The 14,223-nt window shown below is 59.8% G+C and carries 10 protein-coding genes; 5 read left to right on the top strand and 5 right to left on the bottom strand.

What is annotated here, in order from left to right; all coding sequences use genetic code 11:
* Nucleotides 1-31: 31 nt before the first annotated feature.
* A complete protein-coding gene (locus tag Z945_RS20270; protein WP_081780955.1) occupies nt 32-415 on the top strand; it encodes a terminase small subunit in 384 nt (127 codons plus the stop codon).
* A gap of 437 nt (nt 416-852) precedes the next feature.
* On the opposite strand, the gene Z945_RS0105605 is transcribed toward Z945_RS20270, so the two are convergent.
* Entirely contained in the window at nt 853-3,447 is a 2,595-nt protein-coding gene (locus tag Z945_RS0105605; RefSeq protein ID WP_152541074.1) for a calcium-binding protein, read from the bottom strand.
* A gap of 446 nt (nt 3,448-3,893) precedes the next feature.
* Between Z945_RS0105605 and Z945_RS0105595 the strand changes: the two genes are divergently transcribed.
* A complete protein-coding gene (locus Z945_RS0105595) occupies nt 3,894-5,711 on the top strand; it encodes an ABC transporter ATP-binding protein (protein WP_241434466.1) in 1,818 nt (605 codons plus the stop codon).
* A 61-nt stretch (nt 5,712-5,772) separates the two neighbouring features.
* Here Z945_RS0105595 and Z945_RS0105590 read toward each other — a convergent pair whose 3' ends face one another.
* Nucleotides 5,773-6,708, bottom strand: coding sequence for a hypothetical protein (locus Z945_RS0105590; protein ID WP_025051130.1), 936 nt, complete (start codon nt 6,706-6,708; stop codon nt 5,773-5,775).
* Nucleotides 6,709-6,920: 212 nt separating this feature from the next.
* Nucleotides 6,921-8,339: a glycosyltransferase family 4 protein gene (locus tag Z945_RS0105585; protein WP_025051129.1), complete on the bottom strand. Its 1,419-nt coding sequence runs from the start codon at nt 8,337-8,339 to the stop codon at nt 6,921-6,923.
* Nucleotides 8,340-8,440: 101 nt separating this feature from the next.
* Between Z945_RS0105585 and Z945_RS0105580 the strand changes: the two genes are divergently transcribed.
* A complete protein-coding gene (locus Z945_RS0105580) occupies nt 8,441-9,712 on the top strand; it encodes a glycosyltransferase (RefSeq protein WP_025051128.1) in 1,272 nt (423 codons plus the stop codon).
* Between the two features lie 4 nt (nt 9,713-9,716).
* On the opposite strand, the gene Z945_RS0105575 is transcribed toward Z945_RS0105580, so the two are convergent.
* Nucleotides 9,717-10,700 (bottom strand): replication initiator protein A, encoded by a 984-nt coding sequence (locus Z945_RS0105575; protein ID WP_037970662.1) that lies wholly within the window; start codon nt 10,698-10,700, stop codon nt 9,717-9,719.
* Between the two features lie 442 nt (nt 10,701-11,142).
* On the opposite strand from Z945_RS0105575, the gene Z945_RS0105570 reads away from it, so the two are divergent.
* Nucleotides 11,143-12,510 carry an AAA family ATPase gene (locus Z945_RS0105570; protein ID WP_025051126.1) on the top strand — a complete coding sequence of 456 codons (1,368 nt, stop codon included), beginning with the start codon at nt 11,143-11,145 and terminating at the stop codon, nt 12,508-12,510.
* Between the two features lie 39 nt (nt 12,511-12,549).
* On the top strand, nt 12,550-13,578 hold the full coding sequence (locus Z945_RS0105565) for a ParB/RepB/Spo0J family partition protein (RefSeq protein WP_025051125.1): 1,029 nt from the start codon (nt 12,550-12,552) through the stop codon (nt 13,576-13,578).
* Between the two features lie 92 nt (nt 13,579-13,670).
* Here the strand turns inward: Z945_RS0105565 and Z945_RS0105560 are convergent.
* The coding region (locus Z945_RS0105560; protein ID WP_025051124.1) for a glycosyltransferase at nt 13,671-14,223 on the bottom strand (553 nt) is incomplete at its 5' end.

The following is a 14,223-nucleotide window of genomic DNA, read 5'->3' as shown; positions in this document are numbered from 1 at the left end:
TGACCTCAACATTACATAATAAGTCCTATGGGTGTGTAGAATAGAGGGAGAAGTGTGTTCTAAATCACCATACTCGCCACTTTGTAACAGGACGCGATTTTGGGCCAAGCGATCCCCTAAAAAGAAACTGTTCGTCGCAGAGTATCTTATCGGCATCAATGCGCCCGGGGCGCATCGAAAAGCTGGGATTAAGGAGAAGTCCCACGGCACTCTCGGTTCACGCATGTTGAAAAAGGTTCACATTGCGGAAGCGATTGAGGCAGGGAAAAAGGAAATCACAGAAAAACAAGGCATATCGCAGGAACGTGTGCTTGCAGAACTGGCCAAGGTCGGGTTCGCTTCTATGCATCAGGCAGTTAAAATTGATCAGGATGGTCAACCTCAGATTAACCTTATCAGCAACATCAGAAGATAGTCTGGATGCTCTGTCAGAGGTTTCTACCGAGACCATATTGGAAAAAAACGGCACTGATGATGAAGGGAAGCCGATCTACGCCAGCATTAAACTTCATGACAAGATGAACGCGTTGGACAATCTGGTAAGATACACTGGCGTTTACGTAGAAAGAGAATGCAAGCTCGGTTGGCACACTGGCCAAAGCCCTTGCTGAAATCCAGCGCCGCCTGCACAAAGCCCTTGGTGACAGACCAGCAGCAATGGTCGACTCACTGCAAATCGAAACAATGTGACCCGATCAGCAGGAGAAAAGAAGCGCTCAAAAAGCGCCAGATCCTGTCCAAGAAATGGGGAGCACCTCAGTGAGCGATACTTGAAGCCGCTGGACCAGGATAGAATTCACAGCCACGATGGGCCACGCAAACAAGCATGGACCACCGGGACAGGAATGCACTTCAGAACGTATATTCAACGAAATCCGTGTTGCTCAGGCCGACCAGCCCGCCCAGATCGGTGATGTTGTCGAACTCGGCCGTCATGCTGCGGCCGCCGGTGTTCGACCAGTCACTGTCAAACCACAGCTCGCCCTTGCCGGAGGTCTGGTTGAACACCAGCAGATAGGTGTTGCTTGCCCCCGCGGTGGTCTGGGTGATCTGGGTCTCGCTTGCCGCACTCTGCAGCTCGACCACCTTGTTGTTGTCCGCCGCTGACAGGTTGGCCACCGACAGCAGGTTCTCGACGTAGTCCGCCGCGTTCAGGATCGCCCCCTCGGCTGTGGCCGTGGTGTTGGTGAAATCAACGCGCTCCAGGCCGATCTTGTCGGTGCCTGCCGTGAAGTCCTTGATCTCGTCCGTACCGCTGTTGTTGGAGAAACGGAACTGGTCCGCGCCGCCGTTCCCGGTCAGCACATCGTTGCCGCCCATGCCGTAGAAGATGTCGTTCCCGGAGCCACCCTGGATCGCATCGGCCGAGTTGGACCCTGCAAGACGCAGCGCACCGGTGGCAGCAGATCCGTTGAGGTTGACGGCACTCACGAAACCCGTCTCGTCGGAGCTTGAGTTGAGGTTCACGCCCGCCTCGGCGGTGATGGTCAGCGCCTGCGATCCGGAGAGGGTAAAGCTACTGGGTCCGTTCTGGTTGTCGAAGGCAAAGTAGTTGTTGGAGCCGCTATCGATCCCGCGGATCACGTTAGCGGCGGTGTTGGACCCACTCGATATGATTTCGACGCTGCTGATGTTGCTGGTGCCGAAACCGACGGCAGCGCTAGAGTTGTTAGAGCCGCTTGAGGTCATGCGGATCTCGCCCCCCGACCCGGTGTCGGCGTTCAGCTCGAAGGTGACCGACTGACCCGCCGTTGCGGTCGAGAATTGCACCGCCTCGTCGGTCCGGCCCACGTCCGAGCGGAAGACGAACTTGTCCTCGTCGGTCACGCCCCGGATGTTGAGACGGCCGTCATTGCCGGTCTGCCCGCCAAAGATGAATTCGTCGATCTTGGTGAAATCATCTGCCTGCAGGCTGGAGACCGCATTTGCCGCGGCCAGCACCTCGAACCCGTTGGCGGCATTGACTGAAGCTGCCGACAGGTTGGTAAAGCTGTCCACGACCAGCATGTCGGTCCCGTCGCCGCCATCCAGTGACAGGGTATTGGCATTGTTGAACAGATTGTTGTTCAGCTGCAGCGTGTCGTCGAAATCGCTGCCCATGAAGGCAAAGTCGGATGAGGTCACACCCGAGGCAAAGAGGAAAAGCCCGCCGCCGGTCATGCCGCTGGCGTCGGCGGATTTCAGTTCCTGAAAGTTGCGGCCGGTATCCTCAAGCTGCAACTGCTGCGTGCCGGTGACGGTCAGGGTATCCAGCGTCATGTTCGGCAGGTTCAGGAAGGAAGCTGTTGTCCCGCCGGTTTCGAGCGCGATCTGCTCGAAGCTTGTATCCATCACGTTGACATTGGTTTGTACCGTGGCAAATATCGCCGACTGGTTGGCTGTGCCTGAATCGCTGATGAACAGATCAAGGCTATCCGTGGTCGAGGTGCTTCTGTCGCCCTTGAAGTTCACCAGGCTGCCGCCATCGACGTTTTCCAGACGGATATTTGCCCCCTCATCCACATTGATGAAGGCGGTGAACGAATTGGCGGCCGTGTCGATCGCCGTCAGTTCGGTTTCGCCCGCCATGCCGGACATATCCAGAATGAACTGGGAATTCTGTGATTGGCTGGTCACGGTGATTTTCTCAAGACCCGTGGCACTGGGCGCGACAGTCTGGCTGGCGTTCACTACCCGGATGTTCAGCGTATCCGTGCCGTCACCGGCTTCGATCACATCGCTGTTTTGCAGCGTGCCGCCTGTCGTGCCTTCGACCGTGGCCGCATAGGTGTCGGCATTCGCCGTGCCGGTGGTGCTTGTTCCGCCACCGTCACCACCGGGCAGATCGGCACTCGTGGTCAGGTTGACCGTGACGCCGGGCTGGTTGCCGCCTACATCGTCGATATAGGCGTTGGTCTGCGCCAGCGCAGGCCCCACTGTCGCGGGGTCTTCGGTGACGTTTGTCAGCAAACTGGTCGCCACCGCGCGGGCGTCGGCGTCAAAGACGAACCCCTCGATCGCATCCGTCTTGTTGAAGAAATCGACCGACACCGCGACCTTGTGGTCGATGCGCGCCTTGTCGGGGCCGGAGTTGGCACCGTTGATGATATCAAGAATGATCTCGCCCACCGACCGCTGCACATCTGGATCCGTCGAGGTCAGCTGGTTGGAATAATAGGTCAGCCCGCCTTCGCGGATGTCGCGGCCAAAAAGGTTCTGGAACACAGAATTGAAAAAACTCTGCAGCGAGCTTTCGGAAAAGTCGCGCGTGTCCATGATCGGATAAAGCGTCGTGGTCTCGTTCTGGACCGAGAACGATTCCGCGATCTCCGCCCAGGTCATCGCCGGACCTTCGCTGCTGGCCTCGAACCGGCCGGTCCAGTAGTTGGTGCCGCCGGGTGCCGGCGCGCGGTTGAAATACCCGATGAAAAGTTTGACGATCTGTTCGACTTGTTCGGTCGTGGCCATGATAGAAATCCCCCAAATGAAAAGTGCGGCATCAAAATAAACATGCCTATACCCGTTATCCTCATGGCTGGGGTGCGCTTGTGGCAAGGATTATCCTCTGCCCTGCCTTGACCGGAGGGCGGGGCAAAGCATTGGATCAAGTCGATGCCAAAGCCATCAAGTATCTGTAATAATTTGATTTATGCCCAAAGCGCCCCTGCCCCAAAGGTCCGTTCAGGCGGCCGCGGTCCGTGATGCCGTTCACAAGTGGATATTGCCCTTCGCCAAGCATATTCCATTCAGGGTAGCAGAATCCTCCAACGCCAGCGGTCTACGGCAGCATCAAAGTCACCCTCGCAACACAGACGGCCAGACCGCTGCCGATAAAGCGCCGAGCAGGCCCCATGCTGCTTGGCATCATTGCGCCCAAGGGCAGTGACTTATAAAGGGCAAAGAGCAGCCACGGAATGAGGCGTTTCTACTTTATGTCGACCAAGTTCAATCCCTTCGGAAAATGGCGAAGCCGGCCGCGCAAACCGCTTTTCACGGACCGCGACAAGGAAAACATCCACTGGTTCTACCACACCTACCTCAAGGAAAAGGCGCTGTGGCTGGGTCTGGTGATGTGCATGATCCTGGTGCAGGGCTTTGCCTATCAGCAGTTCATCCGGCTGACCGAAGACGGCCTGCGGGTCATTTTTGAAAACGGTGATGTGGCCGGGCTGGTCTGGGTCTGCGTGATGGTCATGGGGATCTTCAGTGTACGCGCGCTGATGTCCTATCTGGTGCCGCGCATTTCGGTCTGGCTGGCCTCTGACGCGGTGTTCAAGATGCGCCGCGACCTGATCGACCACATGATGGTGCTGGATCTGGCCTATTTCGAGCGGACCAAGGCCGGCGACATCATCCTGCGGCTGGTCAACCAGGCCCAGGACCTGAGCGATTTCATCGGCCAGACCACCGTGAATGCCGTGCGCGATGCGGTGACGGTGATCATCGTTTCGGGCTATCTGACGTGGAAATCGCCACATCTGTTTGTGCTGGTGGCCATCGTGCTGCCCTGCATTTCCTTTGTCGTCCGCTATATCTCGCACCGCATCAAGGAAGTGCAGCAAAGCGCGGAAAACGCGATGGGCGCCTATATGTCGGGGCTTGAGGAAATGTCCAACGGCATGCGCACCGTCAAGATCTCCAACCAGGAACCGATGGAACGCACCCGCCTCACGGACGCGAGCCAGGAGATCAAGAACCTTGCCCTGCGACTGCAAGCGGTGCAGGCCCTGATGAGCCCCTCGGTCGATATCATGTCGGCCACGATCTATATCCTGATCATCGGCGCGGGCGGCTATATGGCGCTGGATCCCGGGTTTGCAATGGACGGGGCCGCGATCATCGGCTTCATGATCGGCATGGCGCTGATCTTTGATCCTGCGCGCAGGCTCACCTATTTCTTTGTGCGGATGCAGGCCAGCCTGATCATCCTCGACAGCCTGCGTGGCATGTACCGCGTGCGCCCCTCGATCACCAATGCGCCCGATGCCAAAGACAGCTTTGACCCCTCGGGCGACATCGTGCTGCACGATGTGGCGTTCCAGTATTCCGAAAGCCAGCCGCTGTTCGACGGGGTCGATATGACCTTCGAGGGCGGCAAGATCACTGCCATCGTCGGCGCCACCGGATCGGGCAAAACCACAGTGCTCAGCCTGATTGCACGACTTTATGATGCACAGCGCGGCGAGGTGACCATCGGCGGCGAACGCATCGACAAACTGCGCATCGACAAGCTGCGCCAGTCGTTCTCGGTCGTGGCCCAGGACATCGTGATCTTCAACAATTCAATCTATGAAAACATCCGCTATGTGAAACCCGATGCCACCGAAGAACAGATCTGGCGCGCCGCCGAACTGGTGGGCATCGACGTGCTGATGCGCGAACGGGGCGATGCGCCACTGGGCCCCAAAGGCTCGCAACTGTCGGGCGGTCAGAAACAACGCATCGCCATCGCGCGCGCCTTCCTACGCGAAGCCCCGATCCTGCTGCTGGACGAGGCCACATCCGCACTGGACCAGCGCACCGAAGAAAAGGTGCGCAACGCCATCACCGAACTGTCCCGCGATAAAACCACAATCATCGTGGCGCACCGTCTGTCCACCGTTACCCACGCAAACCATATTTACGTTCTGGACGAAGGCCGCGTGGTCGAACAAGGCAGCCACGCCGATCTGATGGCCCAAGAGGGTCTCTATGCAGCGATGTTCACCGCACAGCGGGAGAGTTATGGGTAGGGGGTCGAGATAGGGGTACTGATACTCCTTGACACGCAGTGCCATGTCCCTCGGTCTAGGATCAGGGCGTCTCCAGCACCTCGACGATGCGCTTGGCCATGGTGTCATAGGCCCCGAATTGTGCCAGCATGGCGTCTTCGCCCAGCTTTTGACGCAGCACGCCTAAGATGGGGGCTGACAGTACCGATAGATTGCCCTGATTGGCCTCCAGACAGTAGATCCTGCCCGTCTGTGCACAGCGCACCATGTCGATACTAAGCACAGATGTCTCGGGAAAGACCGCCGCCACACGGGTCGCAAGCGCCACCATTTCCGCATCGTCCACCAGAACCCGCGTACGGTCCTCGCGGAAGTTCGACGTGGCCTCACCCGCCGCCAGACCAGTCAGGGCCGCAGGATCGAAAGGCGCGCGCGCCGTGGTGGAGAAACACACGATCGGCGCGCCCAGAAACGTGGTGACCCGAGTATGGCAGGGCCGCGGCCCCGTGGACACGTACTGCTGCAACAGTGGTACGAAACCGCGCGCGATGTCGCTTTGGTACATCTGCGTGATCTTGGGACGCAGAGCTTCAAAATTCGCTGTTCTGCAAACCGTGATGCCGGTGGCCCGCGTCGTACCGGGTGCCGTGGTCTTGATAGTGATATAGGGCCCGAAATCAGCCTCGGTCGGCTGTGATACCGGATGCAGCGCGGCGCTTTTAGGCACCGGAATGCCGGCCTGGATCACTCGGTCCAGCAGCGCTGCCTTGGACAGCACAGGCGCAAAGAACTGCCGTCCCGGCACGAATTGCATCAGATAGGGGGCAGCATCGTTGTTCAGCGTTACAGTCACCACGGGGGGCGGCAGAGGATCGGCCAGCCACACCGGGATGCAGGTCGTCTCAAAGCTGCGCAAGGCCACATCGGGTGCTTGCGCGGCAAGTGCCGCGCGCAATCGCGTAATGTCCTGTGGGGTGGTTCGCTGGGCGGTATAGGGCAGGATAACGGTGCGGGTCATGCAGTGCCTTTCGAGAGTATTGGGTGTCTGCATAGAGCCGATTTCGGCGTTCTGATAAATCACTTTTATTGATCATATGCCTCGCCGCGGCCCTTTGTGGTTCAAGGCCCCCAGCTTGGCCCACCAGCATAGAACCAAACACGCAACGGGGTTTACCGGCGTTTGGCCCTGTCTTTAACGCTCACCGGCGTCCACTGCGAACCCCAAACTCCTCACCCCTCCAGCGCCGCCACGAAATCCGCCGCCACATCATCCCATGTGCGCAATCTTGCGCCCGCAATTCGCGCCTCCAACCCTTCGCGATAATCAGGCTCCGCAACCAGCTTGCGCACGGCCCCCGCAATGCTGTCGATGGAGGTCGCATCGCAGTATTCCACCATGTCGCCGCCCACCTCGGGCATGGATGAATTATCTGCCACCACACCCGTCTTGCCAAAGGCCAGGCTCTCGCCGATGGGCAGGCCCCAGCCCTCGTACAGGCTGACCATCGCGGTAAAGAGGCAGGTCTCGTAGAGATAGGCCAGCTCAGCGTCGCTGGGCCGGTCGGCAAACTGCACCCAGCCGCCCAGATTGCCGGTGGCCTGCATCAGCGCGTTGAAATCCTCGATATGCCAGCCGCGCTTACCGGCGAACACCAGGCGCGGCAGCTCAAGCTCCTCCTCCCGGCTCAACCTCTGCCAGACCTGCGCCAGCCGCCAGATGTTCTTGCGCGATTCCAGCGTGCCCACCACCAGCACAAAGGGCATCCGGGACAGGTTCAGGATCTCGCGGCGCATCCCCTGGACGCTTGCCACACGTGCGCCGTACATGCCGGCGTGGGCTTCTGGGGTCTGCGGTGCCTTGTCAAAGGCCTGTGCCAGCGGCACGGTCCGGATGGGCCGCTGCACTCCGACCTCTTCCAGAAACCCCGCCAGATCACGGGCGGTGTTTTGCGAATTGGCGAAATAGCTGCTGCAATACCCGGTCGAGGTTTTGAGCCAGTCATAGAACTCCTGGCTGAAATCCTCGACAATATGTTCGGGGGTCAGCACCGGGATCAGGTCGTGTACCAGCTGGGTGATCTGCATCCCCTGCTCGTCCGCCAATCCCTGAAAACACGCCTGCAGCCCGTCGATGGCCCAGGTGGCGCCCAGCACCACCAAAGCGTCGCCGGGCCGGGCCACTTCTGCCACCGGGGTGCGGGCGATGTCCTGCGCCACGGGCGCGGATGGGCGGCCCGGGTTGAACGCCCGCCACTCTGCCAGGCTGCTGCCCAACCGCTCGAAATAGGCCGCATCCCCGCGCAGGGCATGAAAGCTGCGGTTCAGATGGTGAAACCAGTACTTCAGCGGGTGGTTGCGATACCGCGCCAGTGTGGGTGCCGTATCCTGCAGCGCCCGCGCCTGTTTGCCAAAGAACACCGCCCCCAGCACATCCGCATCAAACCCGGTCATCCCTTCGATGAAATCCGACGGGATCGACAGATAGACCCGTTTGGACCGGTCCCAATAGGCCAGCCGCACCGCCCCTGCCCCGTGCTGCGCCACCATCCGCCGGATCACCTCGAACGACACCCGCTGGATGCCTGAAACAGACGTTTCCTTTTCCACATAGATCACGACATCGGAGACATCGAAAAAATAGGTTTTCATCTGTCGCGGTCCTTCGCGGGAATGTGATCACAGGCTGGCCCGCGATCTTTGGCGGTAAATCCGATGTTTCTCAACCCTTGAGGCAATGCTAAGAGCCTGTCATGACGACGCTTTACTACGACCTTTCTGAGCAGTTTCTCGCATCAGGCCTCAAGTTCAAATATTACGGTATTTCGCGTACCGTGATGGAAGTGGGCTATGAGCTGGCCTGCTCGGGTGCAGACGTGCGCTTTGTCATCTTTTCGCCCGCCCATGAACGGTTCTTTGAAGTGACCCCGCGCATCGGTGCGGACAGCCCCACCGGCATTCTCGACCCCGGTCTGCCGCCCGAGGCAAGCCCGATCCGCATGCGCTACAGCTTTCCAAAACCCAATAAAATCCGTGATCTACTCTATCCCCTTGCCCTGTGGGGCGCGCGCCGGATCAACCTGCGGCGCTGGCGTGCGGTGCCCGAAGGCACGGCCCGCGAGGTCGATCTGAACGGGCAAACGCTGGTGTCGCTGGGCCGGCCCAAGATCATGGCCGATTACCTTACCGCGCTGGCGCGGGACGGGGTGCAGGTCAGGCTCAACCCGCTGTTGCACGACATGATCCCGATCTATGAATTTGCCCATTCCAGCCAGTCGATGTTTTCGAATAATTTCACCCACGACAATCACATCGTGATCCGCAATTCGGAACGGGTTCTGACAAATTCGGTTTTCACCAAACATGAAATCGAGCGGTTTTCCGCTTCGGGCCATTTGCCGCCTGCGCCGCAGGTGGTCGCGGTACCGCTGTGTCACGAGCTGCGTCCGACGGATGAACCTGTGGCGCAAACCGTCCCGGCGGAACCCTATGTGCTTTGCGTTGGCATTCTGACCGGGCGCAAGAACCTTGAATGCGTGATGGAAGCCCTGCTGCATCTGCATGAGACCGGCCGCCCCGTGCCGCCTTTGGTTCTGGCAGGGGCACAGCGCAAACGCACCGACAGCTATCTGGATCAGCCCCGTTTTGATCCGATCCGCGACCGGATCAACATCGTCACCAATCCCAATCAGGCCGAATTGCGCGACCTGTATGAAAATGCGCTGGCGCTTGCCATCCCCAGCCGTATGGAAGGCTGGGGTCTGCCCCTGGGCGAGGCGCTTTGGCTCGGCACGCCCGGTCTGGCCTCGACAGCCGCCGAAGCGCTGCATGAAGTGGGCGGCGATCTGGCGCAATATTTCGATCCCGATGCGCCCGAAGAGCTGGCCGCATTGATCGACACCCTGAACACCGACCCGCAGGCCTATGCCGCGCTCAAGGCCCGCATCGCTGCCGCCCACGGCAGTCTGCGCACCTGGAAAGACGTGGCCCAGGATGTGCTGCGCGCGGTCAGGATCACGCCCTAGGGCGCTATGCTTCGCGGGCAGCTCTTGCTCGGGCAAACCCCGTGAACGCCGCATCGGCAGAGCGTAGCCGCGGCCGGCCCGACGTGGCCCAGAACGCCCGCCAGTCCGCTTCCAGCGCATAGACATCACAGCCCGGTATCAAGGCGCGTGCAGCATCGTATGCGGCCTGTGACAGCGGCGGCGCCTCTGGCCCTTCCGTGACACGCCGCGCCTCAAAGCGGATCTTGTCGCCGGGTTCTTCGGCGATCGTATAATCAGGCAAATGATCGCTCTTGATCATCTCGCGCAGCATTGCGCGAAAGACGCGGCGCGGCGAGGCAGAGCCGGATTTCTTCAGGAGCACATCAACCGAGACCCGCCAGACCGGCTGACGCCCGCAATGCTTGCGTGCCAGCTCATAGATGCGCCGCTCCAGCGGTTTGCGCAGGCGGAAATAATCTCGGCTCAGCGTTAGCACCGATTTTGACAGCACCGCCCGATAGAGCCATTCCGACAGCGTGACCGAGACGCTGATCATCCGCCCGCCCCGCGCGCGCCGCTCGATCTCCCAAGCCTCGATCAGACCGAAACCCGAAGTCACCTCGCGACCGCCCGTCTCGATATTGGTGGTGATGCGCGTGCCGGCCAACCGCTCGAAAGCATCCTTCAGGCGGCGGTAGGCATCGCCGGAGGTTTCACGGTTGGTCGCTACCAGCAGGTCATGCGCCTTGAGCGTCAGCGTGCGGCTGGTCTGTCGCCCTGCATTGATCGCCGCCATCAGCTGGCTGATGCAAAAGATCAGAATGTCCTTGTCGTGGATCGTGGCCAGCCCGCGCATCGACGGCACCACGGTGATCTCGGTCCCGTTATGGGTATAGTTCAGGATGCGCCGGTCGGGCCGCGTGGACAGTGTGAACAGCGGATGTTCCATGCTTGCCAGATCATCCTTCGGGACTGCATCGAACACATCGCAGACAAAGAAATCGCCCGTCGGGTGGCGGTCGGGCATCAACCCGCCGCTTTCAAAAACTGCCCCACCACTGGCCATAACCACCCTGCCCTGCTCACCTGTTCCCTTGTCGGGAATCGTGGTTTCAATGACACCAAGGCTACCCCCTGTGGATAACTCAGTCCAGCAATGCCAGCGGGGTATCGGAATCGCTTTGTCGGGGGATCAGAGTCGTTCAAGCGTGGTTTCAGAGTCGCTTTGAGAACCAGCGCGCGCAAATTCTTCATAGGTCTAAGCAGGTTACGCGAGAGGCCAAATACCGTAACACTTAAATAACACATCATAACACGTGATATTTTTCTGGCCCTCCCCTGAAAACTGGCGTCAGATAGAGATCAAACCTCGGGATTTACTCAGAAAAGCGAAGAAAGAGCCGTTTTTCCTTCCAGATGCCGCGTTTCGTGATATATGTTGAAAAACACGTTACATTGGCAGATCGCAGATGACGGACCTCCCTCCTTATTTCAACATCGACCCCGATCAGGCGCTGGCCGATCTGGGGCCCGCAGGCACCACCGCCGCCTTTGGCGAGATGGCCGTCGCCTGCACACGGGGGCGCGATGATCTGGCCGCACGTGGAATGAACGAGGCGGGGCAAAAGGCGCTGCGACTCTTCTCCACATGGGAGATCACCAAATACCTCATTCCCGTGGCCCCCGCCCATTTCCGCCGTGTGCTGCGGGCCAATCCGGATTTGCCCCAGGGCCGTACCGAAACCGAAGCGGGTGCGAAATGGTTCTCGCTCGACGAGGTGCTGCGCCTGCGTGCGCATTTCTCGCAGGAGGGATCGAAGTCCAAGGAATACCGCCCCTACCGGCCCGAGGGACTCCCTGCAAAAATTGTCGCTGTGGCCAACTTCAAGGGCGGCGTGGGCAAGACCTCAACGGCCGCGCATCTGGCGATGTCGGCGGCGCTGGATGGCTACCGCGTGTTGGTGATCGATCTCGACAGCCAGGGTTCCATGACCAGCATTTTCGGCGGCAAGGTAGAAGACGAATGGCAGACCGTCTTTCCCCTCCTCGCCCGCCATTACGCCGAGGCCGCGCAGACCGAGAACCACAGCCGCTTGTCGCGCGGTGATCCCACCATCGAGATTGACGACACATTGGCCGAGGCGCTGAAAATCTCTGCCACGGACGTTATCCAGAAAACCCACTGGCCCAACATTGATCTGATCGGTGCCCAGCTCAATCTTTACTGGGCCGAGTTCCAGATCCCTGTCTGGCGCATGGCTGCGCGGCGCTGGAAGCTTTGGGATGCGCTCACTGAACGGCTTGAGGCTGACGGTGTGCTGGATGCCTATGATGTTGTCTTTATCGATACGCCCCCTGCCCTGGGTTATCTGACCATCAACGGGCTGTCCGCCGCCGACATCCTGCTGGTGCCGCTGGGCGCCTCCTTTCTGGAATTCGACAGCACCGGGCGGTTCTTTGACATGCTGCACGCCACCTTCGGCTCCATCGAAGAAAACGAGAACATGGCCGCCCGTGCGCTGGGACGCGAGGGGATGGCCTTTGAATGGGATGCGGTGCGGGCGGTGATCACGCGCTACGATGGCGCCCAGCAGGCCGAGATGGCCGCCCTCATGCAGGCCTACCTTGGCCCCGTGCTGTCGCCGCACCGGCAGGATTTTACCGCGTTGATCGGGCAGGCGGGCGAGAGCGTGAACGGCATCTACGAAGCCGATTACCGTGATTTCAACCGCGAGACCTACGCCCGCGGGCGTCAGGCCTTCGACGCGACCTATGCCGCCTTCAAGCGGTTGCTGATCGGTGCCTGGCGGCGCGATGAAAAGGCGGCAGCCGACTAACCCGATAGGATCTCAGGACGGGATCAAAGGAGACAGCAGATGGCCAAACGCAAGCGACTGACCCTGCCCGATGAGGGCAATACCGTCCCTGCCCGCGCGCCCGAGACCAAGGGCATGTTCACCGATGCCCCAACGGGCGTCGTCCCGCCGTCTCAGCGCAGCCGTCTGGCCCCCAAAGCGCCCATTGCCGATATGGCGGGTGCTGCCGCAGCCAGCGCCGCGCTGGAAGAGGTCAGCGCCGAGTTGAGTGCCGCCCGCGCCGAAGGACGGTTGGTGCAGAACCTGCGCACCACCCAGATCGACACCGGTCATCTGATGCGCGACCGTGTGGTCATTGACGGCGAGGATATGAAAACGCTGATGGCGTCGATCCGGGCGCGTGGGCAGCAAACCCCGATCGAGGTGCTTGAGGTCGGGCCGGACCGGTACGGCCTGATTTCAGGCTGGCGCCGGTTGGCCGCACTGGCCCGCCTTTATGAGGAAACGGGCGATGCGACATTCGCCTATGTCCATGCTCTTGTACGCCAACCCGCCGCCGCACAAGACGCCTATGTCGCGATGGTCGAGGAGAACGAAATTCGCGTCGGCCTCAGCTATTACGAGCGTGCCCAGATCGTGGCGCGCACGGTGCAGGCAGGCGTTTATAACAGTCACAAAATAGCCCTACAGACTCTGTTTTCTTCTGCCAGCCGGGCCAAGAGGTCCAAGATCAAATCTTTCCTGCCGGTGGTCGAAGAGCTTGGCACCGTGTTGCATCATCCGGCAGCCATCGGAGAGCGTTTGGGGCTGGAGCTGTCCCAGCGGTTGGGCGACACAGGCTTTGCCCGCAAGGCCCGCAAGGCGCTGGAGGATAACGGAGGCCGCCGCTCGGCTGAGGATGAGCACCAGACGCTCTCAAGCTTGCTGAAAACAGGCTCTAAAAAGAGTAAAAAGACTGACAGCCATGCTGGCGAAGAACTGGCACCGGGCATCCACTTGCTGCGTCAGAAATCAGGGCTCACCCTGACAGGCCCGGGTGTGACTGACGATCTGGTAGAGCGTCTGCGCGGGTTTATCAGCAAAACCTGAAACGTTTCGCGCGCGAAACATTTTCCTAAAACATCCTCGCCCTGCGATGTTTCGCACGCGAAACAAATGCGCTGGCCCACTATCCCGCTGGATTACGTCAGAAGGGCGTACATGTCCCGGCTGACATCCGCCCAGCTGCGCAACCTGGTCGATGCGATGCGCGCCTCAAGGGCTGCACGATGTTCGGGATCGGAGATCAGTTTGAAGCAGGCGTCCTCGATTGAGGACATGTTATGCGGGTCGCAATATTCCACCAGATCAAGCCCCACTTCGGGCATGGACGAGGTTTGCGACACAACGCCGGTTTTGCCGTAGCTTAGGCTCTCACCAATAGGCAGCCCCCAGCCTTCGTAGAAGCTGGGCATTACGGTGAATAGGCAGTTACGATAAAGGAAATCGAGATCGGCATCGGAAGCATTGTTGTGGATCTCGACCCAGCCGCCCAGATTGCCGGTCGCCTGCATCAACCTGTTGAAGTCATCGTTAAAAGACCCCGGGCGCCCGGCCAGAACCAGCTTGGGCAGGGTGATGTCCTTGTTCTGGCTCAGCCGCAACCAGGCCTGCGAGAGGGCCCAAAGGTTTTTGCGGATATCCATCGTGCCGACACATAGCACAAAGGGCCATTTCAACAGCGCTCTGATCTCT

This window comes from Sulfitobacter noctilucae (assembly GCF_000622365.1).
Taxonomy (GTDB): Bacteria; Pseudomonadota; Alphaproteobacteria; order Rhodobacterales; family Rhodobacteraceae; genus Sulfitobacter; species Sulfitobacter noctilucae.
The sequence above is the reverse complement of the archived record's forward strand: the minus strand, read 5'-3'. Positions and strand labels throughout refer to the sequence as shown.